Raw genomic sequence first — 26,022 nt, forward strand, 5'->3', positions numbered from 1 at the left:
TGGAAATAAAAATGGCCCTCACATCGCCCATATTCAGCCCTGACCAGCGTTCCTGCCCCCAGATATTTTGCTTTACTGCTGGCTCGCAACATTTTCAGTTTTAACCATCGTTCAGGAAGACAGGCCAGCCGGAACTGGACGTTTCCCCGTATCCGGCCAATAAAATCCCAGCCCAGTGAGCGGACATGACGGAACCAGGCGCTCTGGAAACCAGCATCAGTAATGATGATGACTTTTTTATCCGGAGAGATGGCTGCTGCAAGTGCATTCAGAAAATCCTTATGCACCTGAGCGTGTTGCTGCCGGGATGAGGGGACAACCTGACTTAGAAGCGGTATAGAACGCCCGTCGCAAACCAGGCTGGCACGCAGAACGTGGAATGCCTGAGAGGGATAGCCACTCCNGGAAAAACTTCTGGCATAATGAACGAACGGGCATAGAGGTGATCTCCCTGAATTGTTAGCACAACCAGTAGATCACAAAACTCTATGCTCGTCCTTTTTTACCCGCCCATTACTGGGGATTCCTCAGCGCATCGCTGGGGCTTTTTTATGGCATGATTTTGTCATCTTTCAACGCATTACAAGGAACGGTTGTGAACAGTGAACTCATCTGGGTGCTGGCCCTGCTTGCCGCCGCTGTCGTGATGTTCGCCACTGGCAAAATCCGCATGGACGCTATCGCGTTGCTGGTGATTGTTGCCTTTGTGCTGAGCGGCACGCTGACCGTCGGCGAAGCGTTTTCCGGCTTTAGCGATCCGAACGTTATTCTCATCGGCGCTTTGTTTATTATCGGCGAGGGGCTGGTACGTACCGGCGTCGCGACTCGCATGGGCGCATGGCTGATACAGATGGCCGGTAGCAGTGAAATTAAAATGCTGGTGTTGCTGATGCTGACTGTGGCGGGCCTGGGGGCATTTATGAGTTCGACTGGCGTGGTGGCGATTTTTATTCCGGTCGTGCTTAGCGTCAGTATGCGTATGAAAATTCCGCCGTCGCGCCTGATGATGCCGCTAAGTTTCGCCGGGCTTATCAGCGGTATGATGACGCTGGTCGCCACGCCGCCGAACCTGGTGATTAACAGCGAGCTGGTACGGGAAGGATTGCAGGGATTTTCATTTTTTAGCGTTACGCCAATAGGCCTGACGGTGCTGGCGCTGGGTATTGGCTATATGCTGGTGATGCGCTTTGCGCTGAAGGGGCAGAAAAATGAAGAGGGCAAAGAGCAGTGGAAGCGCCGCACTTTCCGCGAGCTGATTAAAGAGTATCGCCTGACCGGGCGGGCGCGCCGCCTGGCGATACGCCCGGGTTCGCCGCTGGTGGGCCTCCGGCTTGACGATTTGCGCCTGCGTGAAAGTTATGGCGCGAACGTTATCGGCCTTGAGCGCTGGCGGCGTTTTCGTAAAGTGATTGTCAATGCCACCGGCGGCACTGAGCTTCGCGCGCGCGATGTGTTATTGATAGATATGTCCGCTTCCGATGTCGATCTTCGTGAATTTTGCGGCGAGCATATGCTGGAGCCGATGGTGCTGCGCGGCGAGTATTTTTCTGACCAGGCGATGGATGTAGGAATGGCGGAAGTTTCTATGGTGCCGGAGTCGGCGCTGCTGGGGCAAACGCTGCGCGATATTGGTTTTCGCAGCCGCTACGGCCTGAATATCGTGGGGATTAAGCGCAGCGGCGAGGCGCTGGAAGGTACGCTTATTGATGAGTCGCTCCAGATTGGCGACATTCTGCTGGTTGTGGGGAACTGGAAGCAGATACGCCAGCTTGGCCTGCGTAACCGCGACTTTGTCGTGCTTAACCTGCCGGTGGAAGAGCAGGATGCCTCACCGGCGCACACACAGGCGCCGCATGCGATATTCAGCCTTGCGCTGATGGTGGCGCTGATGTTGACAGACGAAGTTCCAAACGCCATTGCGGCTATTATCGCCTGTTTGCTGATGGGGAAATTCCGCTGTATTGACGCCGTGAGCGCATGGAAATCTGTTCACTGGCCGAGCATTATACTGATTGTGGGCATGATGCCGTTCGCCCTGGCGTTGCAAAAAACCGGCGGCGTGGATCTTATCGTGCGCGGGCTGCTGGAGCTGGGAGGCGGTTACGGACCGCATCTGATGTTGGTGTGCCTGTTTGTGTTGTGCGCAAGCATCGGGCTGTTTATCTCCAATACGGCGACAGCGGTGCTGATGGCGCCAATTGCGCTGGCGGCGGCGAAATCAATGGGGGTATCGCCGTATCCTTTTGCTATGGTCGTGGCAATGGCCGCTTCGGCGGCGTTTATGACGCCGGTATCTTCGCCGGTCAATACGCTGGTGCTCGGCCCGGGAAATTACCGCTTCAGCGATTTTGTTAAAATCGGCGTGCCGTTTACGGCCATTGTTATGGTGGTGTGCGTGCTGCTTATTCCGGCGCTGTTCCCGTTCTGATTACCCGGCGGGGACGGGGCGTTAATCTCGCCAGCCTGCGCTGGCGAGGGCGTTGTGGCGTGAACGTATGCGCTTTATACCGATGCCTGGCGGGCCGCTTTACTACAGCGGTGAATCCTGGCTTATTTCATCCAGCGACAGATGAAAACTGGGGACGAACGTTTGCATAAAGTAGTCCATTTCATCGCCGCGTCGATCGGCCAGCGTTTTCTCCAGACGGCTTTTCGCCAGCACAAATTCATTGTTGCCTGCCGACAGCTCTTCCAGGCACTTCAGATAAGCGCACAGCGCGTCCGCCTGCTTAACCAGCGCTTTTTCCTCGTCGCTGTAGCGCTGTTCATCGATAAGCGGTTCAAAAATATCGCGCAGATCGTCTGGCACCATCTCAATGAGTTTGCGCTGGGCAATCTTCTCAATCGCCTTGTATTCAAGGGCAATCTGGGTATTGAAGTATTTCACAGGCGTGGGGAGATCGCCGGTCAGCACTTCGCTGGCATCGTGGTATATCGCCAGCAGCGCGATCCGTTCAGCGTTGACCTGGCCGCCGAATTTGCGGTTTTTGATAACCGCCAGCGCGTGCGCCACCATAGCGACTTGCAGGCTGTGCTCTGAAACGTTCTCAGTGCGTACGTTGCGCATTAGCGGCCAGCGACTAATGAGCTTCAGGCGGGACAGATGGGCGAAAAAATGACTTTGATTCATCGGCATGTTCCGTACTGCGCAAAAAGGACCGGACGCCCGAATGCGGGCGCCTGTGAAGCTAAGCGTTAAAAACAGTGTGGGGGCTTGCGCGGGAAGTTGCAATAACGCCTTGCCCCGGAGAGTTACTGGTGATAGCCAGACAGGAAACGTCCAAACTTTTGAATGGACATTTCCAGCTCGTCCACCCGTGGCAGCGTCACGATACGCACATGATCCGGCCAAGGCCAGTTAAAGGCCGTGCCCTGCACCAGCAGCACTTTTTCCTGTAGCAAAAAATCGAGCACCATTTTCTGGTCGTCATGGATATTAAACCGTCGGGCGTCGATACGTGGGAACATATACAGCGCGCCGCGCGGTTTTACGCAGCTCACGCCCGGAATGTCGTTTATCATTTCCCATGCGCGGTTGCGTTGTTCATACAGGCGGCCGCCGGGGGCGATAAACTCGCTGATGCTTTGATAGCCGCCAAGCGCGGTCTGGATTGCGTGCTGCGCCGGTACGTTGGCGCACAGGCGCATCGAGGCCAGCATTTCCAGCCCTTCGATATAGCCTTTAGCGTGTTTTTTCGGCCCGTTTAGCACCATCCAGCCCTGGCGAAAGCCCGCTACGCGATAGGTTTTGGACAAGCCGTTAAATGTAACGGTTAACAGATCGGGCGCCAGCGCGGCAATAGAGTGATGTTCAGCATCGTCGTAGAGGATCTTGTCATAGATCTCATCGGCAAAAATAATCAGATTGTTCTGGCGGGCGATTTCCACAATTTCCATCAGCAGCGCTTTTGAATACACCGCGCCGGTAGGGTTGTTCGGGTTGATAATGACAATACCGCGGGTGCGTGGCGTAATTTTAGCGCGGATATCGTCGGGATCGGGAAACCAGTCTGAGGACTCGTCGCATAAATAGTGCACGGCTTTGCCGCTGGACAGGGATACCGCAGCGGTCCACAGCGGGTAATCCGGCGCGGGGACCAGCATTTCGTCGCCGCTGTTAAGGAGCGCCTGCATGGATTGCACAATCAGCTCGGAAACGCCGTTACCGATATAAATATCCTCTACCGTTACATCCAGCATTTCGCGCTGCTGGTAATGCTGCATAATGGCCTTGCGCGCGGAGTACAATCCTTTTGAATCGCAGTAGCCCTGCGCTGTAGGCAGATTGCGGATGACGTCTACCAGAATCTCATCAGGCGCCTCGAAACCAAAAGGGGCCGGGTTGCCAATATTGAGCTTCAGAACTTTATTGCCTTCTTCTTCCAGTCGCTTAGCTTCTTTAAGAACCGGGCCGCGGATGTCATAACAGACATTCTCTAACTTGCTTGATTTTTCGATGGGGGACATGGATGAGACCTTTGTAGTGTTACCGGCTTCCAGCCATGGAAGCAGTCCGTCTGCCAATGTAACTCTACGGCGCTTTATTTTGAAGTATGCTATTGCATAACGAATAAAAACAGATGATTTAACTAAATGGTCGTGAAGGGTATTGGATACGATGCCTGTTATGGGTTGTTTCAATAATGAACGGCTGAACCGGCAGGAGGATGTACGATATATTCATCTTAATGCCGCAAAAAATTATGCCTGTTGCAGCCAGCTAAAACGAATTCTCGATACAGGCAACAGAACCATCATATTCCTAAGGACGGTTAATATTTTCTATGGTAAAAACGGCAACCCAGCGATACGACGCAGCATGAGCCTTATGATAAGTCGCTGTTATTCTTAATCGTAAAACAAATCAGCTTTTTTTTATTAAAACGTTAAAAGTGACGAGTGCCGTTATCTTAAATATTCTGAAACAGGAGGATATATGGCATAAGATGAGATTAATCGCAAATGTGCTTATAAAAAGCATCCGCCTAAGGTAAGATGTGCATCCTTAGGGGCCTGGGACCGGGTGCTGCGAGCTTGCTACATCCAGTTATAGCCCCTTCGTTATGCGGTATTATCCGTAAGGGACATTCTCTGCCGATTAAGTTGCGTCAGCGAAAAAGCGCTGTTACATCGCAACGAAAATTGACAAAAATTACCGACATTTAATTATCTGGACTAGTATGTCAGTTCAAAAGTTTGTATGTTGCATGCGTTGTCTTAACCTATAAGTAGTAACTATGCAGCTGACAATAAAAGATCATTGTCGGTAATGGATCTATCAATAATAAATGCAGGGTTATCTGTCAGATACCGTCTGGAAACTTGATTCGAAAGGGATTGATTTATCTCTTTGATTACACATAGATATTGAACCGGGGCTGCTCTAAAAAAGCACACCTACTAGTGAAAAAATATGATAAACGCGAATCGCCCGATACTTAATCTTGACCTTGATCTGCTAAGAACTTTCGTTGCCGTCGCCGATCTGAATACGTTTGCCGCCGCTGCCGCCGCTGTTTGCCGTACACAGTCCGCCGTAAGCCAGCAAATGCAGCGTCTGGAGCAGCTGGTAGGTAAAGAACTTTTTGCGCGTCATGGCCGTAATAAACTTTTAACGGAACATGGCATTCAGCTACTTGGTTACGCCAGAAAAATTTTGCGTTTTAATGATGAAGCGTGCAGTTTCGTCATGTTTAATGACCTTCAGGGCGTGCTGGCACTCGGCGCGTCTGACGAATGCTCTGACACTATCCTTCCTTTTTTGCTTAACCGCATTAGCGCCACTTGGCCTAAAGTGGCGCTGGATGTCCGCGTGAAGCGTAGCCCTTGCTTTACCGATCTGCGGGCGGATGAACAAACCGATCTGCTGTTGACAACGGTGCATCCCGGCCAGGGCGACTGCCTGACGCTGCGCACCTCCCCGACATTATGGTTCTGTTCGGCCGATTATGTTTTTCAAAAGGAAGAACCGGTGCCGCTGGTATTGCTTGAAGAACCCAGCCCTTATCGTGAAATGATGGTAGAACACCTTAACGAGGTGGGCATTGCGTGGCGCATTTCCTATGTCGCCTCCACGCTCTCGGCGGTGAAGGCGGCGGTGAAGGCCGGCCTTGGGATCACGGCGCGCCCTGTGGAGATGATGGGCCCGGAGCTGCGCGTTCTGGGCTTTTCCGACGGCCTACCGGTTCTACCTGAAACGCAATACCTGCTGTCGCGAAACGCAGATTCTCAAAACGCGCTGGCAGAAGCGATATTTCGCGCGGTGGAGAACGATCTTAACCCCTGGAATATTTACAGCATTTCCGCTGAAGCAACGCTGGCCTCCGTGGGGGAAGACCCGGATGTCTAACTTTTAGCCCGCCCGGCTATCGGGTCGTAAACATTTATAGAGTAAAAAACGGGCTTTCGCCAGGCTTTACCGCCGGAAGGCTCGTTTTTTACTTGTTCGTCTTCTCTCTCTACCACTTTTGTTTAATCCTTATGTTTTTTAAGGGTATATTGTCTCTTTTTTCTTCATGTCTGCGTTACGCTTTACAGATTTGCGTGCATTGGCTACGTTAAAAATTGCGTAACATTAACGCCTGTTTTTTCATATGATTTAATAAAAACGTGTCCTGGATCAAAAAAATAGCCTGCGCGAGGGGGAGGAAAGCGCGCCATTTCCTGCCAAAATAAAAGGGTTATTCCTAATTCACACAGTGACGGACACGACTCAACACTGGCTTCCTGTACTTTGATTTTTGTTCCGTCAGGATTAGATAACGCATTAAGTGTTAATGGAATTGTGCATATGTAACTTAATGTGTGGATACTTTTGTTAAAGTTGACAAAAGGTTATAGAAAGGAGTAAAAACCTCGTAATCTGCTGTCTTACGGTTTTTCTGGTAGATAATTAGGTTTTTTTCCTCCCCGTGAATCGATGCGGCGCTCAACTGTCGGAAAACAGGCAGTGGTATTAGCGCCGCTTTTGATGAGTAAGCAATGAGTATGTCAACATCCACTGAAGTCATCGCTCACCATTGGGCGTTTGCCGTCTTTCTTATTGTTGCTATTGGCCTGTGCAGCCTGATGTTGATCGGAGCCTGGTTTCTGGGCGGGCGCGCTCGCGCAAGGCATAAGAATACGCCTTACGAATCCGGTATCGACTCCGTCGGTTCCGCGCGTTTACGCCTCTCCGCCAAGTTCTATCTGGTGGCTATGTTCTTCGTCATCTTTGATGTCGAAGCGCTCTACCTGTATGCATGGGCAACCTCCATACGCGAAAGCGGCTGGGTTGGGTTCGCCGAGGCCGCAATTTTTATTTTAGTGCTACTGGCAGGCCTGGTTTATCTGGTGCGTATTGGCGCGCTGAACTGGACGCCTGCGCGTTCCCGTCGTGAACTGATGAACCCGGAAACGGACAGTTACACTAACCGTCAACGCTAATCGCGAGGCAATAAAATGGACTATACGCTCACCCGCATAGATCCCAACGGTGAAAATGACCGTTATCCCCTGCAAAAGCAGGAGATTGTAACCGATCCCCTTGAGCAGCATGTGCATCGCAGTGTGTACATGGGCAAACTCGAACACGCTCTTCACGATATGGTGAACTGGGGACGTAAAAACTCCCTGTGGCCTTATAACTTTGGCCTTTCCTGCTGCTATGTGGAAATGGTGACGTCGTTTACCGCCGTTCATGATGTGGCGCGTTTTGGCGCTGAAGTATTGCGCGCATCCCCCCGTCAGGCGGACTTTATGGTGGTTGCAGGCACCTGTTTTACGAAGATGGCGCCGGTGATTCAGCGCCTTTATGACCAGATGCTGGAACCTAAGTGGGTCATCTCCATGGGGGCCTGCGCCAACTCTGGCGGTATGTACGACATCTATTCCGTTGTACAGGGCGTGGATAAATTCCTGCCGGTCGATGTGTATATTCCCGGCTGCCCGCCGCGCCCGGAAGCATATATGCAGGCGCTGATGCTGCTTCAGGAATCTATCGGCAAAGAGCGTCGTCCCCTCTCCTGGGTGGTTGGCGATCAGGGTGTGTACCGCGCCAACATGCAGTCAGAACGTGAGCGCAAGCGTGGCGAACGCATTGCTGTTACGCAACTGCGTACACCAGACGAAATTTAACAGGCGTCCGTCATGGCGGAAAACCACCTCGCATATAAATCAAACACAGCGCGAGGCCGCCAGCGTCAGCCGCCACTGAACCATTTGCAATGGTGAACAATTATGACCGAATTTACCGCGCATGAAGCTGCCCAGCCCGTCTGGAAAACCCGCGATCATCTGGATGATCCGGTAATCAGCGAACTGCGCAACCGCTTTGGGCCGGATGCTTTTACCGTTCAGGCTACCCGTACCGGCGTTCCGGTTGTGTGGGTCAAAAGAGAGCAGTTGCTCGCAGTCGTTGATTTACTACATAAATTGCCTAAGCCTTATACCATGCTATTTGATCTGCATGGAATGGATGAACGGCTTCGTACACACCGCGAAGGCTTGCCTGCCGCGGATTTTTCCGTTTTCTACCACCTGATTTCCATCGATCGCAACAGCGATATCATGCTCAAGGTGGCGCTGGCGGAAAACGATCTTAACGTACCGACGCTCACCTCTATTTTCCCTAACGCCAACTGGTATGAGCGTGAAACCTGGGAAATGTTTGGCATCACCTTCAACGGCCACCCCCACCTGACGCGTATTTTGATGCCGCCAACGTGGGAAGGGCACCCGTTGCGCAAAGATTACCCGGCGCGCGCAACGGAGTTCGATCCGTTTACGCTGACCAAACAGAAAGAAGATCTGGAGATGGAGGCGCTCACCTTCAAGCCTGAAGACTGGGGCATGAAGCGCGGCAATGAAAACGAAGACTTCATGTTTCTGAACCTTGGGCCAAACCATCCGTCTTCACACGGCGCATTCCGCATCATTTTGCAGCTTGACGGCGAAGAGATTGTCGATTGTGTACCGGATATCGGCTACCACCATCGCGGCGCTGAAAAAATGGGTGAACGCCAGTCCTGGCACAGCTATATTCCGTACACCGATCGTATTGAATACCTCGGCGGTTGCGTTAACGAAATGCCGTATGTGCTGGCGGTGGAAAAGCTGGCAGGCATTACCGTGCCGGAGAGGGTTAATGTCATTCGCGTCATGCTCTCTGAGCTATTTCGCATTAACAGCCACCTGTTGTATATCTCCACATTCATCCAGGACGTCGGCGCGATGACGCCGGTGTTCTTTGCTTTTACCGACAGACAGAAAATCTATGATGTCGTAGAAGCCATTACCGGTTTTCGTATGCACCCGGCCTGGTTTCGCATCGGCGGCGTGGCGCACGACCTGCCGAAAGGCTGGGAGCGCCTGCTGCGTGACTTCCTCGACTGGATGCCCAGGCGCCTGGATTCTTATGAGAAAGCGGCGCTGCGCAACACTATCCTCAAAGGCCGCTCTCAGGGCGTTGCCGCCTATGGCAAGAAAGAGGCGCTGGAGTGGGGCTGTACCGGCGCTGCGCTGCGCGCTACCGGTATCGATTTTGACGTGCGTAAATCGCGGCCGTACTCCGGTTATGAGAACTTCGATTTTGAGGTGCCGGTAGGCGGCGGCGTAAGCGACTGCTATACCCGCGTTATGCTGAAAGTAGAAGAGTTACGCCAGAGCCTGCGTATACTTGAGCAGTGCCTGAACAATATGCCTGAAGGCCCATTCAAGGCCGATCATCCGCTGACCACGCCGCCGCCGCGCGAGCGTACGTTGCAACATATCGAAACCCTCATTACCCACTTCCTGCAGGTTTCCTGGGGGCCGGTAATGCCAGCCAACGAATCTTTCCAGATGGTGGAGGCGACGAAGGGAATTAACAGCTACTACCTGACCAGCGACGGCGGCACCATGAGCTATCGCACCCGTATCCGCACCCCGAGCTATGCGCATTTGCAGCAGATCCCGGCGGCGGTGCGCGGCAGCCTGGTTTCCGACCTTATTGTCCATCTGGGTAGTATCGATTTTGTTATGTCTGATGTGGATCGCTAATTATGCACGAAAATCAACAACCACAGACTGAGGCTTTCGCGCTGAGTGCGGCCGAGCGTGAGGCGATTGAGCACGAAAAACATCACTATGAAGATCCGCGTGCGGCGTCCATTGAAGCGCTGAAGATAGTACAGAAGCAGCGCGGCTGGGTGCCGGACGGCGCGATTTACGCCATTGCCGATGTGCTGGGCATCCCGGCAAGCGACGTGGAGGGCGTGGCGACGTTTTACAGCCAGATTTTCCGCCAGCCGGTCGGCCGGCATATTATCCGCTACTGTGACAGCGTGGTATGCCATATCACCGGCTTTCAGGGTATTCAGTCAGCCATTGAAAGCCACCTGAAGATTAAACCCGGTCAGACCACCTTCGACGGCCGCTTCACGCTGCTGCCGACCTGCTGTCTGGGCAACTGCGACAAAGGGCCGACGATGATGGTGGACGACGATACGCACAGCTATCTGACGCCGGACGGCATCCCCGATCTGCTGGAGCAGTACAAATGAAAACGCTTACTCTGACTGCTGAAAGCCATCCGCTGACCTGGCGTTTGCGCGATGATAAACAACCGGTATGGCTGGATGAATACCGCAGCAAAAACGGCTACGAAGGCGCGCGCAAAGCGCTAGGCGGCATGGCCCCTGATGAAATTGTCAATCTTGTGAAAGATGCCGGCCTGAAAGGACGCGGCGGCGCGGGCTTTTCCACCGGGCTTAAGTGGAGCCTGATGCCGAAAGACGAGTCCATGAACATCCGCTATTTGCTGTGCAACGCCGATGAAATGGAGCCGGGCACGTATAAAGACCGCCTGCTGATGGAGCAACTGCCGCACCTTCTGGTAGAAGGCATGCTAATTTCCGCGTTTGCCCTCAAGGCATACCGCGGTTACATCTTCCTGCGCGGCGAGTATATCGAGGCGGCCGTTAATCTGCGTCGCGCCATTGCCGAAGCTACTGAAGCGGGACTGCTCGGTAAAAATATCCTCGGTACCGGTTTTGATTTCGAGTTGTTCGTTCACACCGGCGCGGGCCGCTATATTTGTGGTGAAGAAACGGCGCTGATTAACTCGCTGGAAGGCCGCCGCGCGAACCCACGCTCTAAGCCGCCTTTCCCGGCAAGTTCCGGCGCGTGGGGCAAACCGACCTGCGTGAACAACGTAGAAACGCTGTGCAACGTGCCGGCAATCCTTGCCAACGGCGTGGAGTGGTACAAAGGTCTGTCAAAAAGCGAAGATTGCGGCACCAAGCTGATGGGGTTCTCTGGACGCGTGAAAAACCCGGGGCTGTGGGAGCTGCCGTTTGGCACCACCGCGCGCGAAATTCTCGAAGATTACGCGGGGGGGATGCGCGATGGTCTCAGGTTTAAGGCCTGGCAGCCTGGCGGCGCGGGAACCGACTTTTTGACCGAAGCGCACCTTGATTTGCCAATGGAATTTGCGAGCATTGGTAAAGCGGGCAGCCGTCTGGGTACTGCGCTTGCGATGGCGGTAGACCATGAAATCAATATGGTGTCGCTGGTGCGCAACCTGGAAGAGTTTTTCGCCCGCGAATCCTGCGGCTGGTGTACGCCGTGCCGCGATGGGCTGCCGTGGAGCGTGAAAATTTTGCGTGCGCTGGAGCGCGGCGAAGGCCAGCCGGGCGATATCGAAACCCTGGAGCAGCTTTGCCGTTTCCTTGGGCCGGGTAAGACCTTCTGCGCCCATGCGCCAGGCGCCGTGGAGCCGCTGCAGAGCGCCATTAAATACTTCCGTGAAGAATTTGAAGCGGGCATTAAACAGGACTTTAGTAACCTGAACGCCATTAAAGGTATTCAGCCGAACCTGTTGAAGTCGCGCTGGTAATTATTTGCCCTCATCTGGTGCGGTTTTCCGGGTGAGCAGAGAGAAATTTATAATTAACGCCTTATCAGAAACCCAGTCATTTGTGCTGTGGCAAGGCGGCAACTGAGCGAGTCCCCCGGGCGTTTAGCAACGAAATACCGGGCCGGGGCGAGCGAAGGCAGCCAACACCGCCGCAGTGCAAAGGAGGAAGGTTATTGAGGCTAAACTGGAAGCATGCTGACTATGGCTACTATTCATGTAGACGGCAAAGAGTATGAGGTGGATGGCGCGGACAACCTGCTACAGGCGTGTCTGTCTCTCGGCCTTGATATTCCTTATTTTTGCTGGCACCCGGCGCTTGGAAGCGTGGGCGCCTGCCGCCAGTGCGCGGTGAAGCAATACCAAAACGCGCAAGATACGCGCGGTCGCCTGGTGATGTCCTGTATGACGCCGGCAACTGACGGCGCTTTTATCTCTATTGACGATGAAGAAGCGAAGCAGTTTCGCGAAAGCGTGGTGGAGTGGCTGATGACCAACCATCCGCATGATTGCCCGGTTTGCGAAGAAGGCGGCAACTGCCATCTTCAGGATATGACGGTCATGACCGGCCACAATTTCCGCCGCTATCGATTTACTAAGCGTACCCATCGCAATCAGGAACTGGGGCCGTTCATCTCGCATGAAATGAACCGCTGCATCGCCTGCTATCGCTGCGTGCGCTACTACAAAGATTATGCTGACGGCGGCGATCTTGGCGTGTACGGCGCCCACGATAACGTCTATTTTGGCCGCCCGGAAGACGGTACGCTGGAGAGTGAATTTTCCGGCAACCTGGTGGAAATTTGCCCGACAGGCGTGTTTACCGATAAAACCCATTCCGAACGCTACAACCGTAAGTGGGATATGCAGTTTGCGCCAGGCATCTGCCAGCAGTGCAGCCTCGGTTGTAACACCAGCCCCGGCGAGCGCTATGGCGAATTGCGTCGCATTGAAAACCGCTATAACGGTACGGTTAACCACTATTTTCTCTGCGATCGCGGCCGTTTTGGCTATGGCTACGTCAATCTTAAGGATCGCCCGCGTCAGCCGGTGCAGCGCCGCGGCGAGGATCTTATCGCCCTTAATGCTGAACAGGCAATGCAGGGCGCGGCGGATATTCTGCGTCAGTCGAAGAAAATCATCGGCATCGGCTCGCCGCGCGCAAGCGTTGAGAGCAACTTTGCGCTGCGTGAACTGGTGGGGGCGGATAACTTCTATACAGGTATTGCCGCAGGCGAGCAGGCGCGCATTCAGCTCATGCTGAGCGTGTTGCAGGAAAGCGGCGTGCATATACCTGCGCTGCGTGAGATGGAAAGCTACGATGCGGTGCTGGTGCTGGGGGAAGATATCACCCAGACCGGCGCGCGCGCGGCGCTTGCCGTACGCCAGGCGGTGAAGGGCAAGGCGCGTGAAATGGCGGCGGCCCAGAAAGTGGACGACTGGCAAATTGCGGCCATCATGAATATTGGCCAACGTGCGAAGCATCCGCTGTTTGTGACTAACGTTGACAGCACCCGCCTTGACGATATTGCCGCGTGGACTTATCGCGCGCCGGTGGAAGACCAGGCGCGGTTGGGCTTTGCTGTTGCTCATGCGCTTGACGGCAACGCGCCTGCGGTAGAGGGTCTTGATGATGACCTGAAAGGTAAAGTTGATGTGATTGCGCAGGCATTAGCCGGGGCGAAAAAACCGCTCATTATCTCCGGCACCAACGCCGGCAGCGAGGCCGTGATTCAGGCGGCGGCCAACGTGGCTAAAGCGCTGAAAGGCCGCGGCGCCGACGTTGGTATCACGATGGTTGCCCGTGCCGTTAACAGCGTGGGGCTGGGCCTTATCGGCGGCGGCTCGCTGGACGATGCGTTGTCCGAACTGGAAAACGGCAACGCCGATGCAGTTATCGTGCTGGAAAACGATCTGCACCGCCACGCCTCGAAGGCCCGCGTAGACGCGGCGCTCAGCAAGGCGCCGCTGGTGATGGTAATTGATCATCAGCGTACCGAAATCATGCGACACGCGCACCTGGTGCTGTCGGCGGCGAGTTTTGCTGAAAGCGACGGTACGGTCGTGAACAATGAAGGCCGCGCGCAGCGTTACTTCCAGGTCTACGATCCGGCCTACTATGATAGCAGCGCAGTGATGCTGGAAAGCTGGCGTTGGCTGCATTCGCTGCACGCCACGGTGAACGAGCGCGAAGTGGACTGGACGCAGCTTGATCACGTCATTGACGCCTGTGTCGCCAGGCTGCCGCAACTGGCAGGCATGAAAGATGCCGCGCCGGACGCCGCGTTTCGTATTCGCGGGCAGAAGCTGGCCCGTGAACCTCACCGCTACAGCGGGCGCACCTCCATGCGCGCTAATATCAGCGTGCATGAGCCGCGCCAGCCGCAGGATAAAGACACCATGTTCGCATTCTCAATGGAGGGCAATAACCAGCCAGACGCGCCGCGTTCGCAGGTGCCTTTCGCCTGGGCGCCGGGCTGGAACTCCCCGCAGGCCTGGAATAAGTTTCAGGATGAAGTGGGCGGCCATTTGCGTCATGGCGATCCGGGCGTGCGTCTGATTAAAGCCGCTGACGGTCAGCTAAACTACTTTAGCGATGTGCCGCAGCCTTTTTGCGCCGAAGAGGGCGTATGGCGCGTTGCGCCGTACTACTTTCTGTTCGGCAGCGATGAATTGTCTCAGCGTTCACCGGTGTTTCAGCAGCGTATGCCGCAGCCTTATCTGAGACTAAACCCGGCAGATGCTGCGAAGCTCGGCGTCAACGACGGCGCGCAGATTGCCTTTAATTATGAAGGTCAGTCCATCACTCTGCCGTTGGCCATTGCCGAAGGGCTGGCGCCGGGCCTGGTTGGGCTGCCGATGGGGTTGCCGGGCATAGCGCCGGTGCTGGCTGGCGCGCGTCTTGACAATCTGCGGGAGGCTTAAGTAATGAGTTGGTTAACACCGGATGTTATTGACATCCTCCTGAGTATCCTCAAAGCCGTGGTTATACTGCTGGTGGTAGTCACCTGCGGCGCGTTCATGAGCTTTGGCGAGCGTCGGCTGTTGGGGCTTTTTCAGAACCGCTACGGGCCAAATCGCGTAGGCTGGGGCGGTTCGCTCCAGCTCGCCGCCGATATGATCAAGATGTTCTTTAAAGAAGACTGGGTGCCGAAGTTCTCGGACCGCGTTATCTTTACTCTGGCGCCGATGATCGCTTTTACCTCTCTGCTGCTGGCTTTTGCCATTGTGCCGGTAAGCCCGAGTTGGGTGGTGGCCGATCTTAATATCGGTATCCTGTTCTTCCTGATGATGGCGGGCCTTGCCGTCTATGCAGTGCTGTTTGCAGGCTGGTCGAGCAACAACAAATATTCGCTGCTTGGCGCAATGCGCGCATCTGCGCAGACGTTAAGCTACGAAGTGTTTCTCGGCCTGTCCCTGATGGGCGTGGTGGCGCAGGCTGGTTCATTTAACATGTCTGATATTGTGAACAACCAGGCGCATCTGTGGAACGTGGTTCCACAATTTTTTGGCTTTATCACCTTCGCTATCGCGGGCGTGGCGGTGTGTCACCGCCATCCGTTTGACCAGCCGGAAGCAGAGCAGGAGCTGGCCGATGGCTACCACATTGAATATTCCGGTATGAAATTCGGTTTGTTCTTCGTGGGGGAGTACATCGGTATTGTTACCGTCTCTGCGATGATTGTGACGCTGTTCTTCGGCGGCTGGCATGGTCCGCTTTTGCCGCCGTTCATCTGGTTTGCGATTAAGACCGCTTTCTTCATGATGATGTTTATTTTGATCCGCGCCTCACTGCCGCGTCCGCGCTACGACCAGGTAATGTCCTTCGGCTGGAAAATATGCCTGCCGCTGACGCTTATCAACTTGCTGGCAACGGCGGCTGTCATTCTCTGGCAGGCGCAATAAGGGGTGAGAAGACCATGACCTTAAAAGAATTACTGGTGGGTTTTGGCACCCAGGTCCGCAGTATCTGGATGATAGGCCTTCATGCCTTTGCCAAACGTGAAACCCAGATGTACCCGGAAGAGCCGGTCTATCTGCCGCCGCGTTATCGAGGCCGTATTGTGCTAACGCGCGATCCCGACGGCGCCGAGCGCTGCGTGGCGTGTAACCTGTGTGCGGTTGCCTGCCCGGTCGGCTGTATTTCTCTGCAAAAAGCGGAGACGAAGGACGGCCGCTGGTATCCGGAGTTTTTCCGCATTAACTTCTCGCGCTGTATTTTCTGCGGCCTGTGTGAAGAAGCGTGCCCGACCACGGCGATTCAGCTCACCCCGGATTTCGAAATGGGGGAGTTTAAGCGCCAGGATCTGGTATACGAAAAAGAAGATCTGCTTATCTCCGGCCCGGGCAAATACCCGGAATATAACTTCTACCGGATGGCGGGTATGGCAATTGACGGCAAAGACAAAGGTGAGGCGGAAAACGAAGCTAAACCGGTCGATGTCAAAGGCCTGTTACCTTAAGGAGCCGGGAATGGAATTTGCCTTTTATATTTGCGCCCTTGTGGCGGTGCTGACCACCCTCAGGACGATAACCCATACCAACCCGGTGCATGCGCTGCTGTATCTGATTGTTTCCCTGCTGGCTATCGCCGGGGTGTTTTTCTCACTCGGCGCCTACTTTGCCGGCGCGCTGGAAATTATCGTCTACGCCGGCGCGATTATGGTGCTGTTCGTGTTTGTGGTGATGATGCTTAACCTCGGTAATTCCGTGGTGCAGCAGGAGAGAGAATGGCTCAGGCCGCAGTTGTGGATTGGCCCGGGCCTCGTATCTGCCGTGCTGTTGGTTGTGATGGTATACGCTATTGTAGGCCTTAACGATCAGGGCATTGATGGCAATCCCATCAGCGCTAAAGAGGTGGGCATCGCGCTATTTGGACCGTATGTACTGGCGGTTGAGCTGGCGTCCATGCTGTTGCTGGCAGGCCTGGTCGTCGCCTTCCATATTGGCCGCGAAGATCGGGCCGGGGAAGTGCTGAGCAATCGCAGCGGCGATAGCGTGAAGAGAAAAACGGAGGAGCATGCATGATCCCCTTACAACATGGACTGATCCTCGCCGCCGTGCTGTTCGTCCTCGGACTGACGGGGCTTATGATCCGCCGCAATTTACTGTTTATGCTCATTAGCCTTGAAATTATGATCAACGCTGCGGCGTTGGCCTTCGTGGTGGCGGGCAGCTACTGGGGCCAGGCGGATGCGCAGGTAATGTATATCCTGGCCATCAGCCTTGCCGCCGCAGAGGCCAGTATTGGTCTGGCGCTGCTGCTGCAGCTCCATCGTCGTCGCCAGAATCTGAATATTGATTCAGTAAGTGAGTTGCGCGGATGAATCTGCTTTGGTTAACCATTGTTTTGCCATTGATTGGCTATCTTCTGCTGGCGTTCTCCCGCGGTCGCTGGTCGGAAAACCTGTCTGCGACCGTAGGCATAGGCTCCGTTGGCCTGGCCGCGCTGGTCAGCGCGTTTGCAGGCATGGAATTCCTCGGCGGCGACAGGCAGGCGTTCGTGCAGCCGCTGTGGACGTGGATGTCGGTAGGTAATTTTAACATCGGCTTTAATCTGGTGCTGGACGGCCTGTCGCTGACTATGCTTTGTGTGGTCACTGGCGTCGGTTTTCTTATTCACATGTTCGCTTCCTGGTATATGCGTGGAGAAGAGGGCTATTCCCGCTTTTTCGCCTATACCAACCTGTTTATCGCAAGCATGGTCGTGCTGGTGCTGGCCGATAACCTGCTGCTGATGTATCTCGGTTGGGAAGGCGTGGGGCTGTGCTCGTATCTGCTTATCGGTTTTTATTACACCGATCCGAAGAACGGCGCCGCGGCGATGAAGGCGTTTATCGTCACGCGCGTAGGCGACGTGTTCCTCGCTTTTGCGCTGTTCATCCTCTACAACGAGCTGGGCACGCTAAACTTCCGTGAAATGGTGGAGCTGGCCCCGGCGCACTTTGCTGCCGGTAATACTATGCTGCAATGGGCGACGCTCATGCTGTTGGGCGGCGCAGTGGGTAAATCCGCGCAGCTACCGCTGCAGACATGGCTTGCTGACGCGATGGCAGGCCCGACGCCGGTCTCCGCGCTTATCCACGCGGCAACGATGGTCACTGCGGGCGTGTATCTTATCGCCCGTACCCACGGCCTGTTCCTGCTGACGCCGGAGGTGTTGCATCTGGTGGGGATCATCGGCGCAATTACGCTGGTGCTGGCAGGCTTTGCCGCACTGGTGCAGACGGATATTAAACGTGTGCTTGCGTATTCCACCATGAGTCAGATTGGTTATATGTTCCTGGCGCTGGGCGTACAGGCGTGGGATGCGGCGATTTTCCATCTGATGACGCATGCGTTTTTCAAAGCGCTGCTGTTCCTGTCGTCCGGTTCGGTGATCCTCGCCTGCCACCACGAGCAGAACATCTTCAAAATGGGCGGTCTGCGCAAGTCGATTCCGCTGGTATACGCCTGCTTCCTCGTTGGGGGGGCCGCGCTGGCTGCGCTGCCGCTGGTGACCGCAGGCTTTTTCAGTAAGGATGAAATCCTTGCAGGCGCGATGGCGAACGGCCATATAAACCTGATGGTGGCGGGCCTGGTCGGCGCCTTTATGACCTCGCTTTATACCTTCCGCATGATTTTCATTGTATTCCACGGCAAAGAGCAGATACACGCGCATGCAGGGAAGGGGATTACCCATCACCTGCCGCTTATTGTGCTGCTGGTGCTCTCTACCTTTGTGGGCGCGATGATTGCGCCGCCGCTGGCAGGCGTGCTGCCTCAGACGGCTGAGCTTGAGCATGGTCGCGTACTGACGCTTGAAATCATCTCAGGCGTGGTGGCGATAGCCGGTATTGTGATTGCCGCGGCGCTGTGGCTGGGCAAACGCACGCTTGTGACCGCTGTCGCCAACAGCGCGCCTGGCCGGCTGCTGGGCGCATGGTGGTATAACGCCTGGGGTTTTGACTGGCTTTACAATAACGTCTTTGTGAAGCCGTATCTGGGCGTTGCCTGGCTGCTGAAAAGCGATCCGCTGAATGCGCTGATGAATATACCGGCCATTCTTTCGCGCTTTGCCGGACGCGGCCTGCTGCTCAGTGAGAACGGCTATCTGCGCTGGTACCTTGCCACAATGGGTATCGGAGCCGCCGTTGTGCTGGCGCTGCTGATGGTATTGCGTTGAGTTTGATAAGAATAAGTGAATTTTCGCTGAGAATTCGTTGAAAAACAGGTCTGAAAGGACAGGTATTATCGGCAAGTGAGATAGCCTGAACCAGACTTAAACAAGGAATAAATATCACCATGTTATTACCCTGGTTGATACTAATCCCATTTATTGGCGGCTTTTTGTGCTGGCAGACAGAGCGTTTTGGCGTTCGCGTGCCGCGCTGGATAGCGCTGATTACGATGGGGCTGACGCTGGCGCTCTCGTTACAATTATGGCTACAGGGCGGCTATTCTCTGATGCAGGCAGGCGACCAGCCACAGTGGGGGTCTACTTACCGGCTGGCGTGGATCCCACGTTTTGGCATTAACATTCATCTTGCTATCGACGGCCTGTCGCTGCTGATGGTGGTGCTAACCGGCCTGCTTGGCGTGCTGGCGGTGTTATGCTCCTGGCGTGAAATTCAAAAATATCAGGGCTTTTTCCACCTGAATCTGATGTGGATTCTGGGCGGCGTTATCGGTGTGTTCCTTGCAATCGATATGTTCCTGTTCTTTTTCTTCTGGGAAATGATGCTGGTGCCGATGTACTTCCTGATAGCGCTCTGGGGCCATAAGGCATCCGACGGTAAGACGCGTATCACGGCGGCCACTAAGTTCTTTATCTACACCCAGGCGAGCGGCCTGATAATGTTGGTTGCTATCCTTGCGCTGGTGTTTGTCCATCACGCGGCCACGGGCGTTTGGACCTTCAGCTATGAGCAACTGCTAAAAACCCCGATGTCCAGCGGCGTGGAATATTTACTGATGCTCGGTTTCTTTATCGCTTTTGCGGTAAAAATGCCGGTTGTACCGCTGCACGGCTGGCTGCCGGATGCGCACTCTCAGGCGCCGACCGCCGGTTCTGTCGATCTCGCGGGCATTTTGCTTAAAACGGCGGCTTATGGTTTGTTACGCTTCTCGCTGCCTTTGTTCCCCAATGCTTCCGCTGAATTTGCGCCAGTGGCCATGTGGCTGGGCGTGATTGGTATTTTCTACGGCGCGTGGATGGCGTTCGCCCAGACAGATATTAAACGCCTTATCGCCTATACCTCCGTTTCCCACATGGGCTTTGTGTTGATTGCGATTTACACCGGCAGCCAACTGGCTTACCAGGGGGCGGTCATTCAGATGATTGCGCACGGGCTTTCTGCGGCCGGTCTTTTCATCCTGTGCGGCCAGCTCTATGAGCGCCTGCATACCCGTGATATGACGCAGATGGGCGGGCTGTGGGGCAAAATTAAGTGGTTGCCGGCGATGTCAATGTTTTTTGCCGTAGCGACGCTTGGGATGCCGGGCACCGGTAACTTCGTTGGCGAATTCATGATTTTGTTCGGCAGCTATAAAATTGTTCCGGTGATTACCGTTATCTCTACCTTCGGCCTGGTGTTTGCCTCTGTTTATTCGCTGGCGATGCTGCATCGCGCCTGGTTTGGACGGGCGAAAAGCGATGTGGCGAAGCAGGATATTGAAGGTATGTCACTGCGTGAGCTGTTTATTATTCTGCTGCTGGTTGCGTTGCTGGTGCTGCTGGGCTTTTATCCGCAGCCCATTCTGGATACCTCGCACGCTGCCATGAGCAATATTCAGCAGTGGTTTACCAGTTCAATTTCAACTACAAGGCCGTAATTCGCTCATGACTTTAACTGCTCAACATCTGATAGCACTATTGCCGCTGTTGATCGTTGGATTAACGGTGGTAGTAGTGATGCTTTCCATTGCGTGGCGACGCAATCATTTCCTGAATGCCACGCTATCGGTTATCGGGCTGAACGCCGCGCTGATTTCGCTCTGGTTTGTCGGCCAGGCGGGCGCGATGGACGTCACGCCGCTTCTGCGCGTAGACGGCTTCGCTATGTTCTATACCGGGCTGGTGCTGCTGGCAAGCCTGGCTACCTGTACGTTTGCTTACCCGTGGCTGCAGGGCTATACCGATAATAAAGAAGAGTTCTACCTGCTGGTGCTGATTGCGGCGCTTGGCGGCATCCTGTTGGCTAATGCTAACCACCTGGCTGCGCTGTTCCTCGGTATTGAGCTTATCTCTTTGCCGCTGTTCGGCCTGATTGGCTATGCGTTTCGCCAGAAGCGCTCGCTGGAAGCCAGCATTAAGTATACTCTTTTGTCCGCGGCGGCTTCGTCTTTCCTGCTGTTTGGTATGGCGTTGGTGTATGCGCAATCCGGCGACCTGTCGTTTGGGGCGATCGGCAAGCATCTCACTGACGGCATGATGCACGAGCCGCTGCTGCTGGCGGGCCTTGGCATGATGATCGTTGGCCTGGGCTTTAAACTTTCGCTGGTGCCGTTTCATCTGTGGACGCCGGACGTTTACCAGGGCGCGCCTGCGCCCGTTTCCACCTTCCTGGCGACTGCCAGTAAGATTGCTATTTTCGGCGTGGTGATGCGCCTGTTTCTCTATGTGCCGCTGGGTAATACCGAAGCGGTGCGTATCGTGCTTGGCGTGATTGCGTTTGCATCCATCATCTTCGGTAACCTGATGGCCCTGAGCCAGACCAACGTCAAACGTCTGCTTGGTTTCTCTTCTATCTCCCATCTTGGCTACTTACTGGTGGCGCTGATTGCGCTACAAAGCGGCCAGATGTCGATAGAAGCCGTGGGCGTTTACCTGGCAGGCTATCTGTTCAGCAGCCTTGGCGCATTTGGCGTGGTTAGCCTGATGTCAAGCCCCTACCGTGGCCCGGATGCCGACTCGCTGTTCTCCTATCGCGGCCTGTTCTGGCATCGTCCTGTGCTGGCGGCGGTGATGACGGTGATGATGCTGTCGCTGGCGGGTATTCCAATGACGTTAGGTTTCTTTGGCAAACTTTACGTATTGATGGTGGGCGTTGAGTCGCACCTGTGGTGGCTGACTGCTGGCGTAATTATTGGTTCGGCGATTGGTCTTTATTACTATTTGCGTATGGCGGTAAGCCTCTATCTGAGCGCGCCGCAGCAGCCAAACCGCGATGCGCCGCATAACTGGGCGTATAGCGCAGGCGGGATTGTAGTACTGATTTCCGCGCTGCTGGTGCTGGCGCTTGGCGTATGGCCGCAGCCGCTGATTAACCTGGTGCAAATGGCGCAGCCGCTGATGTAACCCCGCTTTACCTTTTGTAAAACGGCCCTGTATGTATACAGGGCCGTTTTTTCGTCGGCTGTAAAAAAGGTGAAAAAGAGTCTGGTTTTTATTCAGGTATAATATTTCCTGGCGGGCAGGCGTTACGATAAACATCCTTTTCAGGGAAAAGCGGCGCACTGCTTTTCATCGTCTATGCTTAACCGCCGAATGTAGCGTGAAACAGCCTGGTTCGGCGTACTCTCAGGCCTTTCATACCCGAAATTTATCGTCCAGACTTAAGCCAAAGGCATAGTCTGCGCAGGCGTTGTGCTTTACACTGCGCGCTGCAAAAATGTGTAGAAACGGTTAGGTAGGCGGTAATGGCGATGAAAGGCACGATCACAACCTGGTTTAAAGATAAAGGTTTTGGGTTTATCAAAGATGAAAATGGTGATAACCGCTATTTTCATGTGGTTAAGGTCGCTAACCCTGAGCTTATCAAAAAAGATGCCGCGGTGACATTTGAACCTACCAGCAATAACAAAGGTTTATCCGCTTATGCGGTGAAAGTGCAGGCGCAAAGTAAATACCTCTATATCGCGGGCGAGCGCGTCAAGCTCGCGTCTGTTAAGTCCTGGCGGGTTTACAGCGAAGATGTGCCTGCCATTACCCGCATTGATAAAGAAAATGCCGTGCTGTCTGTGGGTTTACTGATGAAAAATATCAGGCCAAAAACGGCTTCCGGGACAGACGATATGCGTTCGCTGAAAAAACTGGCGATTGCCACCTTCCAGGGCACAACGTTAACCTTTAGCGAAGATGAAATAGATATTGATGAGACAGTAAAGCTGCTCAGACGCTGACGGCCTCTTCAGGCGGGCGCTGCGCCAGGGTGCAGCGCCGTCGCCTGCACACTATCGGCGTTAGTCGATGTTTCATCAAATAATTAACGGATCCAGACACGAAGATGACAAAACTTACCTTACAGGAGCAGATGCTCAAGGCTGGGTTAGTGTCCAGCAAAAAAATGGCCAAAGTACAGAAAACGGCGAAAAAGTCGCGCGTTCAGGCGCGCGAAGCCAGAGAAGCAGTGGAAGAAAATAAAAAGTTGCAGCTTGAGCGCGATAAGCAGCTAAATGAGCAGCAAAAGCAGGCTAACCTGGCGAAAGAATACAAAGCTCAGATAAAACAGCTTATTGAAATGAACAGAATAAATATTTCAAAAGGCGATATCGATTTTAACTTCACTGATAATAACGTAATCAAAAAAGTTGTCGTGGATAAACTTATTCAGGCGCAGTTGGTCAGCGGCCGTCTCGCCATTGCGCGCCTGGCTGCGGATAGCCGCGGTGAGAGCGGATATGCGATTATTCCTGCAAGCGTTGCCGATAAAATCGCACAGCGGGATGCGAGCTATATTGTGTTAAATAGTGCGCTGAGTTCGCAAGAGCAGGATGAAGACGATCCGTATGCGGATTTTAAAGTGCCTGATGATTTGATGTGGTAAGTAAGGTTCGCCGTTATCGGTATTTGTTTGCGCTTTGCGCCAGGCTACAGGTTCCTGCCCTGTTTATGGCCAGCGGGGCGCCCGGCATGCACGTTACCGATAGGCGGGCGCTGACGTTAACCCACGGGAGAGCGATATAAGCCGCCTAACGCGTTAAAAATAGCAAGAAACCCCACTGGTGAGGTAACGGGGTTTTTTGTTTACGACTAAAGGTATCGCAGTACGGGATACCCAACAATCCGCACATACTGCTTTGGGGAAATGGTAGGGCTAAGCGGTATGGCTGCACTCCTTACGTAAGGAAAACCGGGTGATTGAGATCCCGACGATTATTAAACTCGTCATCGAAATCATTGCTGCATTCGTGCAACTGATTCTGCTGTTCTTGTAATAGCAGGAAACGTACCTAAGGCGTGGGGGCAACCTTTAACATTTCCGGCTTTGATGCTAATTCAAAACCGGGCGCGCCGCGCCTGTGAAATTGTCGTGCATGCTGAGGGCGATTTTCAACCGGGACGCCGGGCGGCAAAACAGTACGGCTCTGATTTTATCAACGAAACGCATCTGCCCGAACGTCAAACACGGCAAAATCTGCTGCAAGCGCGGTATTGGCAAATACCTCACGGCATTCGGCCAGCAGCGCCGTTGCACCGGCTGAATCATAGCGTGAGCTAAGATGGGTAATGATAAGCCGCCTGACGCCCGCGTCGCGCGCCAGTTCCGCCGCCTGATGCGAGGTGGAATGGCCGCGTGAATTGGCTTTTTGCGCCATAGCGGCTTCCAGGGTGGCTTCATGCACCATGACATCGGCGCCGCGCGCCAGCGCCAGCGCTGCGGGCGTCGGCCCGGTATCGCCAAAAATGGCCAGCGTTTTACCGGGCCTGGGGGGCGCAAGATAATCGAGGCCGTTGATGATACGGCCATCGGCAAGCGTTATCGTTTCGCCGTTTTTCAGGCGCTGAAACAGCGGGCCGGGCTTCACGCCTGCGGCAATCAGCCTTGCGGCATCGAGCGCGCCGGGTATATCGTGCTGCTCAATGCGAAAGCCGTAGCATTCCACCGGGTGCGCCAGGCGCCTGGCGCTTACCCGAAGCTGCCCGTCGTTAAACACCAGGCCTGCGTCAATTTCGACCGTTTCCAGCGGATAGCTGGTCCAGGAGCCGCTCAGGCGCAGCGTAGTGTCGACAAATTCTCGCAGCCCCTTCGGCCCATAAAGCGTTAGCGGCGCTTGACTGCCTGCCATTGAACGGCTGCATAACAGCCCCGGCAGACCAAAAATGTGGTCGCCGTGCAGATGGGTGATAAAAATTTTCTCAATTTTGCCGGCGTTAACGGTGGCGGCCAGCAACTGATGCTGGGTTGCTTCGCCGCAGTCAAAAAGCCATAGCCCGCCGCTGGCAAGCCCCGGATTAAGCACCAGCGCGCTAACGTTGCGCGTGCGGGTGGGCACGCCTGCTGAGGTGCCTAAAAAGTGAAATTGCATGATTACCGATCTGCCCACAAACGTGCCAGAGCGTGAGTATAACAGCGAACGTTTACGCTTAGCACCCGCCGGCCCGATATAACGCTTCATCAGCATACGGGCTAACGGCAATCAGGCTAAGCGTGCGCATGCGGGTGAAAAGTGCTAAGGCGCTGGCGTATCGCCTGAATTTCAGCAGGCTTATTCACGCCTGTAATCCATCCGGGGCGCTTAAAATTACGGCCGCTGGTTTATTTCTTTATAAAGGTAAGGACGCCCGGACAATACAGGAAGAAGGGGGGAAATTGACTGGCCTGCGCAAAAGATAAACATTAATGCCCGTTTATTGGCGAAAGGAATAAAATAGTCGACATACGGATATATGCACGGTGAAGCGTGCTTATCACTTAATCGTTTAAAGAAGGATTAAACATGATTCAGTGGCAGGACCTGCACCATTCACAACTTTCTGTCCCGCAGCTTTACGCATTGTTGCGACTGCGCTGCGCGGTGTTTGTCGTCGAGCAAAACTGCGCCTATCAGGATATTGACGGCGACGATATGGTGGGTGAAAACCGTCATCTGCTGGCGTGGCGCGATAATGCGCTGATTGCGTATGCGAGGCTACTGAAGCAGCCGGGCGAACCGGTAGTCATCGGGCGGGTGATTGTGGCGCCGCAGGCGCGAGGCGAAAAGCTTGGCAACCGGTTAATGAAAGAGGCGCTAAACGTTTGCGCTAACCACTGGCCGGACAGCAGTATTTACCTCGGCGCGCAGGCGCATTTACAGCGCTTCTACAGGCAGTTTGGCTTTATCCCGGTTACCGATGTATACGACGAAGACGGCATTGCGCATATCGGCATGGCGCGCGGCTGAGCGTTACGCAAATGGCGGGGTTATTGTCTATAGTCTGGTAAACCAACTGCCACAATGATGGAGAA

At 54.3% G+C, this 26,022-nt stretch carries 20 protein-coding genes and 2 pseudogenes; 18 read left to right on the forward strand and 4 right to left on the reverse strand.

Annotation, left to right across the window (positions count from 1 at the left end; genetic code table 11):
- Window positions 1–401 (reverse strand): annotated as a pseudogene (locus tag JJB97_RS01720) (transposase); the annotation flags it as partial.
- A gap of 194 nt (window positions 402–595) precedes the next feature.
- Between JJB97_RS01720 and JJB97_RS01725 the strand changes: the two are divergent.
- Window positions 596–2,428, forward strand: coding sequence for an SLC13 family permease (locus tag JJB97_RS01725; RefSeq protein ID WP_238712080.1), 1,833 nt, complete (start codon window positions 596–598; stop codon window positions 2,426–2,428).
- A 102-nt stretch (window positions 2,429–2,530) separates the two neighbouring features.
- Here JJB97_RS01725 and yfbR read toward each other — a convergent pair whose 3' ends face one another.
- Window positions 2,531–3,130, reverse strand: coding sequence for a 5'-deoxynucleotidase (gene yfbR / locus JJB97_RS01730; RefSeq protein ID WP_238712081.1), 600 nt, complete (start codon window positions 3,128–3,130; stop codon window positions 2,531–2,533).
- 122 nt (window positions 3,131–3,252) lie between these two features.
- Window positions 3,253–4,467, reverse strand: coding sequence for an alanine transaminase AlaA (gene alaA, locus JJB97_RS01735; RefSeq protein ID WP_238712082.1), 1,215 nt, complete (start codon window positions 4,465–4,467; stop codon window positions 3,253–3,255).
- 946 nt (window positions 4,468–5,413) lie between these two features.
- On the opposite strand from alaA, the gene JJB97_RS01740 reads away from it, so the two are divergent.
- The 16 genes and pseudogenes from JJB97_RS01740 (at window position 5,414) to JJB97_RS01815 (ending at window position 23,619) form a co-directional block, all read left to right on the forward strand.
- A complete protein-coding gene (locus JJB97_RS01740) occupies window positions 5,414–6,349 on the forward strand; it encodes a LysR family transcriptional regulator (RefSeq protein WP_238712083.1) in 936 nt (311 codons plus the stop codon).
- A 632-nt stretch (window positions 6,350–6,981) separates the two neighbouring features.
- Window positions 6,982–7,425, forward strand: coding sequence for an NADH-quinone oxidoreductase subunit NuoA (gene nuoA, locus JJB97_RS01745; RefSeq protein WP_238712084.1), 444 nt, complete (start codon window positions 6,982–6,984; stop codon window positions 7,423–7,425).
- Between the two features lie 15 nt (window positions 7,426–7,440).
- A complete protein-coding gene (locus JJB97_RS01750) occupies window positions 7,441–8,115 on the forward strand; it encodes a NuoB/complex I 20 kDa subunit family protein (RefSeq protein ID WP_238712085.1) in 675 nt (224 codons plus the stop codon).
- 89 nt (window positions 8,116–8,204) lie between these two features.
- Window positions 8,205–10,017, forward strand: a pseudogene (gene nuoC, locus JJB97_RS01755) (NADH-quinone oxidoreductase subunit C/D).
- A 2-nt stretch (window positions 10,018–10,019) separates the two neighbouring features.
- Window positions 10,020–10,520: an NADH-quinone oxidoreductase subunit NuoE gene (gene nuoE / locus JJB97_RS01760; protein WP_238712087.1), complete on the forward strand. Its 501-nt coding sequence runs from the start codon at window positions 10,020–10,022 to the stop codon at window positions 10,518–10,520.
- Complete coding sequence (nuoF, locus tag JJB97_RS01765; RefSeq protein ID WP_238712088.1) at window positions 10,517–11,854, forward strand: NADH-quinone oxidoreductase subunit NuoF; 1,338 nt, start codon at window positions 10,517–10,519, stop codon at window positions 11,852–11,854. The genes nuoE and nuoF overlap by 4 nt, the downstream gene beginning before the upstream one ends.
- A 222-nt stretch (window positions 11,855–12,076) precedes the next feature.
- Window positions 12,077–14,797, forward strand: coding sequence for an NADH-quinone oxidoreductase subunit NuoG (nuoG, locus tag JJB97_RS01770; protein ID WP_238712089.1), 2,721 nt, complete (start codon window positions 12,077–12,079; stop codon window positions 14,795–14,797).
- A 3-nt stretch (window positions 14,798–14,800) separates the two neighbouring features.
- Window positions 14,801–15,778: an NADH-quinone oxidoreductase subunit NuoH gene (gene nuoH, locus JJB97_RS01775; RefSeq protein ID WP_238712090.1), complete on the forward strand. Its 978-nt coding sequence runs from the start codon at window positions 14,801–14,803 to the stop codon at window positions 15,776–15,778.
- Window positions 15,779–15,792: 14 nt separating this feature from the next.
- A complete protein-coding gene (nuoI, locus tag JJB97_RS01780; RefSeq protein WP_238712091.1) occupies window positions 15,793–16,335 on the forward strand; it encodes an NADH-quinone oxidoreductase subunit NuoI in 543 nt (180 codons plus the stop codon).
- Window positions 16,336–16,345: 10 nt separating this feature from the next.
- A complete protein-coding gene (gene nuoJ / locus JJB97_RS01785; RefSeq protein ID WP_238712092.1) occupies window positions 16,346–16,900 on the forward strand; it encodes an NADH-quinone oxidoreductase subunit J in 555 nt (184 codons plus the stop codon).
- Window positions 16,897–17,199: an NADH-quinone oxidoreductase subunit NuoK gene (gene nuoK, locus JJB97_RS01790; RefSeq protein WP_238712093.1), complete on the forward strand. Its 303-nt coding sequence runs from the start codon at window positions 16,897–16,899 to the stop codon at window positions 17,197–17,199. The genes nuoJ and nuoK overlap by 4 nt, the downstream gene beginning before the upstream one ends.
- Window positions 17,196–19,037, forward strand: a complete 1,842-nt coding sequence (gene nuoL, locus JJB97_RS01795) for an NADH-quinone oxidoreductase subunit L (protein WP_238712094.1) — start codon at window positions 17,196–17,198, stop codon at window positions 19,035–19,037. Before nuoK ends, nuoL begins: the two co-directional genes overlap by 4 nt.
- A gap of 119 nt (window positions 19,038–19,156) precedes the next feature.
- Window positions 19,157–20,686 carry an NADH-quinone oxidoreductase subunit M gene (gene nuoM, locus JJB97_RS01800; RefSeq protein WP_238712095.1) on the forward strand — a complete coding sequence of 510 codons (1,530 nt, stop codon included), beginning with the start codon at window positions 19,157–19,159 and terminating at the stop codon, window positions 20,684–20,686.
- 7 nt (window positions 20,687–20,693) lie between these two features.
- Window positions 20,694–22,151, forward strand: a complete 1,458-nt coding sequence (nuoN, locus tag JJB97_RS01805; RefSeq protein WP_238712096.1) for an NADH-quinone oxidoreductase subunit NuoN — start codon at window positions 20,694–20,696, stop codon at window positions 22,149–22,151.
- Window positions 22,152–22,492: 341 nt separating this feature from the next.
- Window positions 22,493–22,975, forward strand: a complete 483-nt coding sequence (locus JJB97_RS01810) for a cold shock domain-containing protein (RefSeq protein ID WP_238712097.1) — start codon at window positions 22,493–22,495, stop codon at window positions 22,973–22,975.
- 104 nt (window positions 22,976–23,079) lie between these two features.
- The gene (locus tag JJB97_RS01815; protein WP_238712098.1) at window positions 23,080–23,619 is read left to right on the forward strand and encodes a DUF2058 domain-containing protein; all 540 of its coding nucleotides are present in this window, start codon (window positions 23,080–23,082) and stop codon (window positions 23,617–23,619) included.
- Window positions 23,620–24,169: 550 nt separating this feature from the next.
- Here the strand turns inward: JJB97_RS01815 and rnz are convergent.
- A complete protein-coding gene (gene rnz, locus JJB97_RS01820) occupies window positions 24,170–25,102 on the reverse strand; it encodes a ribonuclease Z (protein WP_238712099.1) in 933 nt (310 codons plus the stop codon).
- 411 nt (window positions 25,103–25,513) lie between these two features.
- On the opposite strand from rnz, the gene JJB97_RS01825 reads away from it, so the two are divergent.
- Window positions 25,514–25,957, forward strand: coding sequence for a GNAT family N-acetyltransferase (locus tag JJB97_RS01825; RefSeq protein WP_238712100.1), 444 nt, complete (start codon window positions 25,514–25,516; stop codon window positions 25,955–25,957).
- Window positions 25,958–26,022 lie beyond the last annotated feature (65 nt).

The organism is Tenebrionibacter intestinalis (assembly GCF_016632365.1).
GTDB lineage: Bacteria > Pseudomonadota > Gammaproteobacteria > Enterobacterales > Enterobacteriaceae > Tenebrionibacter > Tenebrionibacter intestinalis.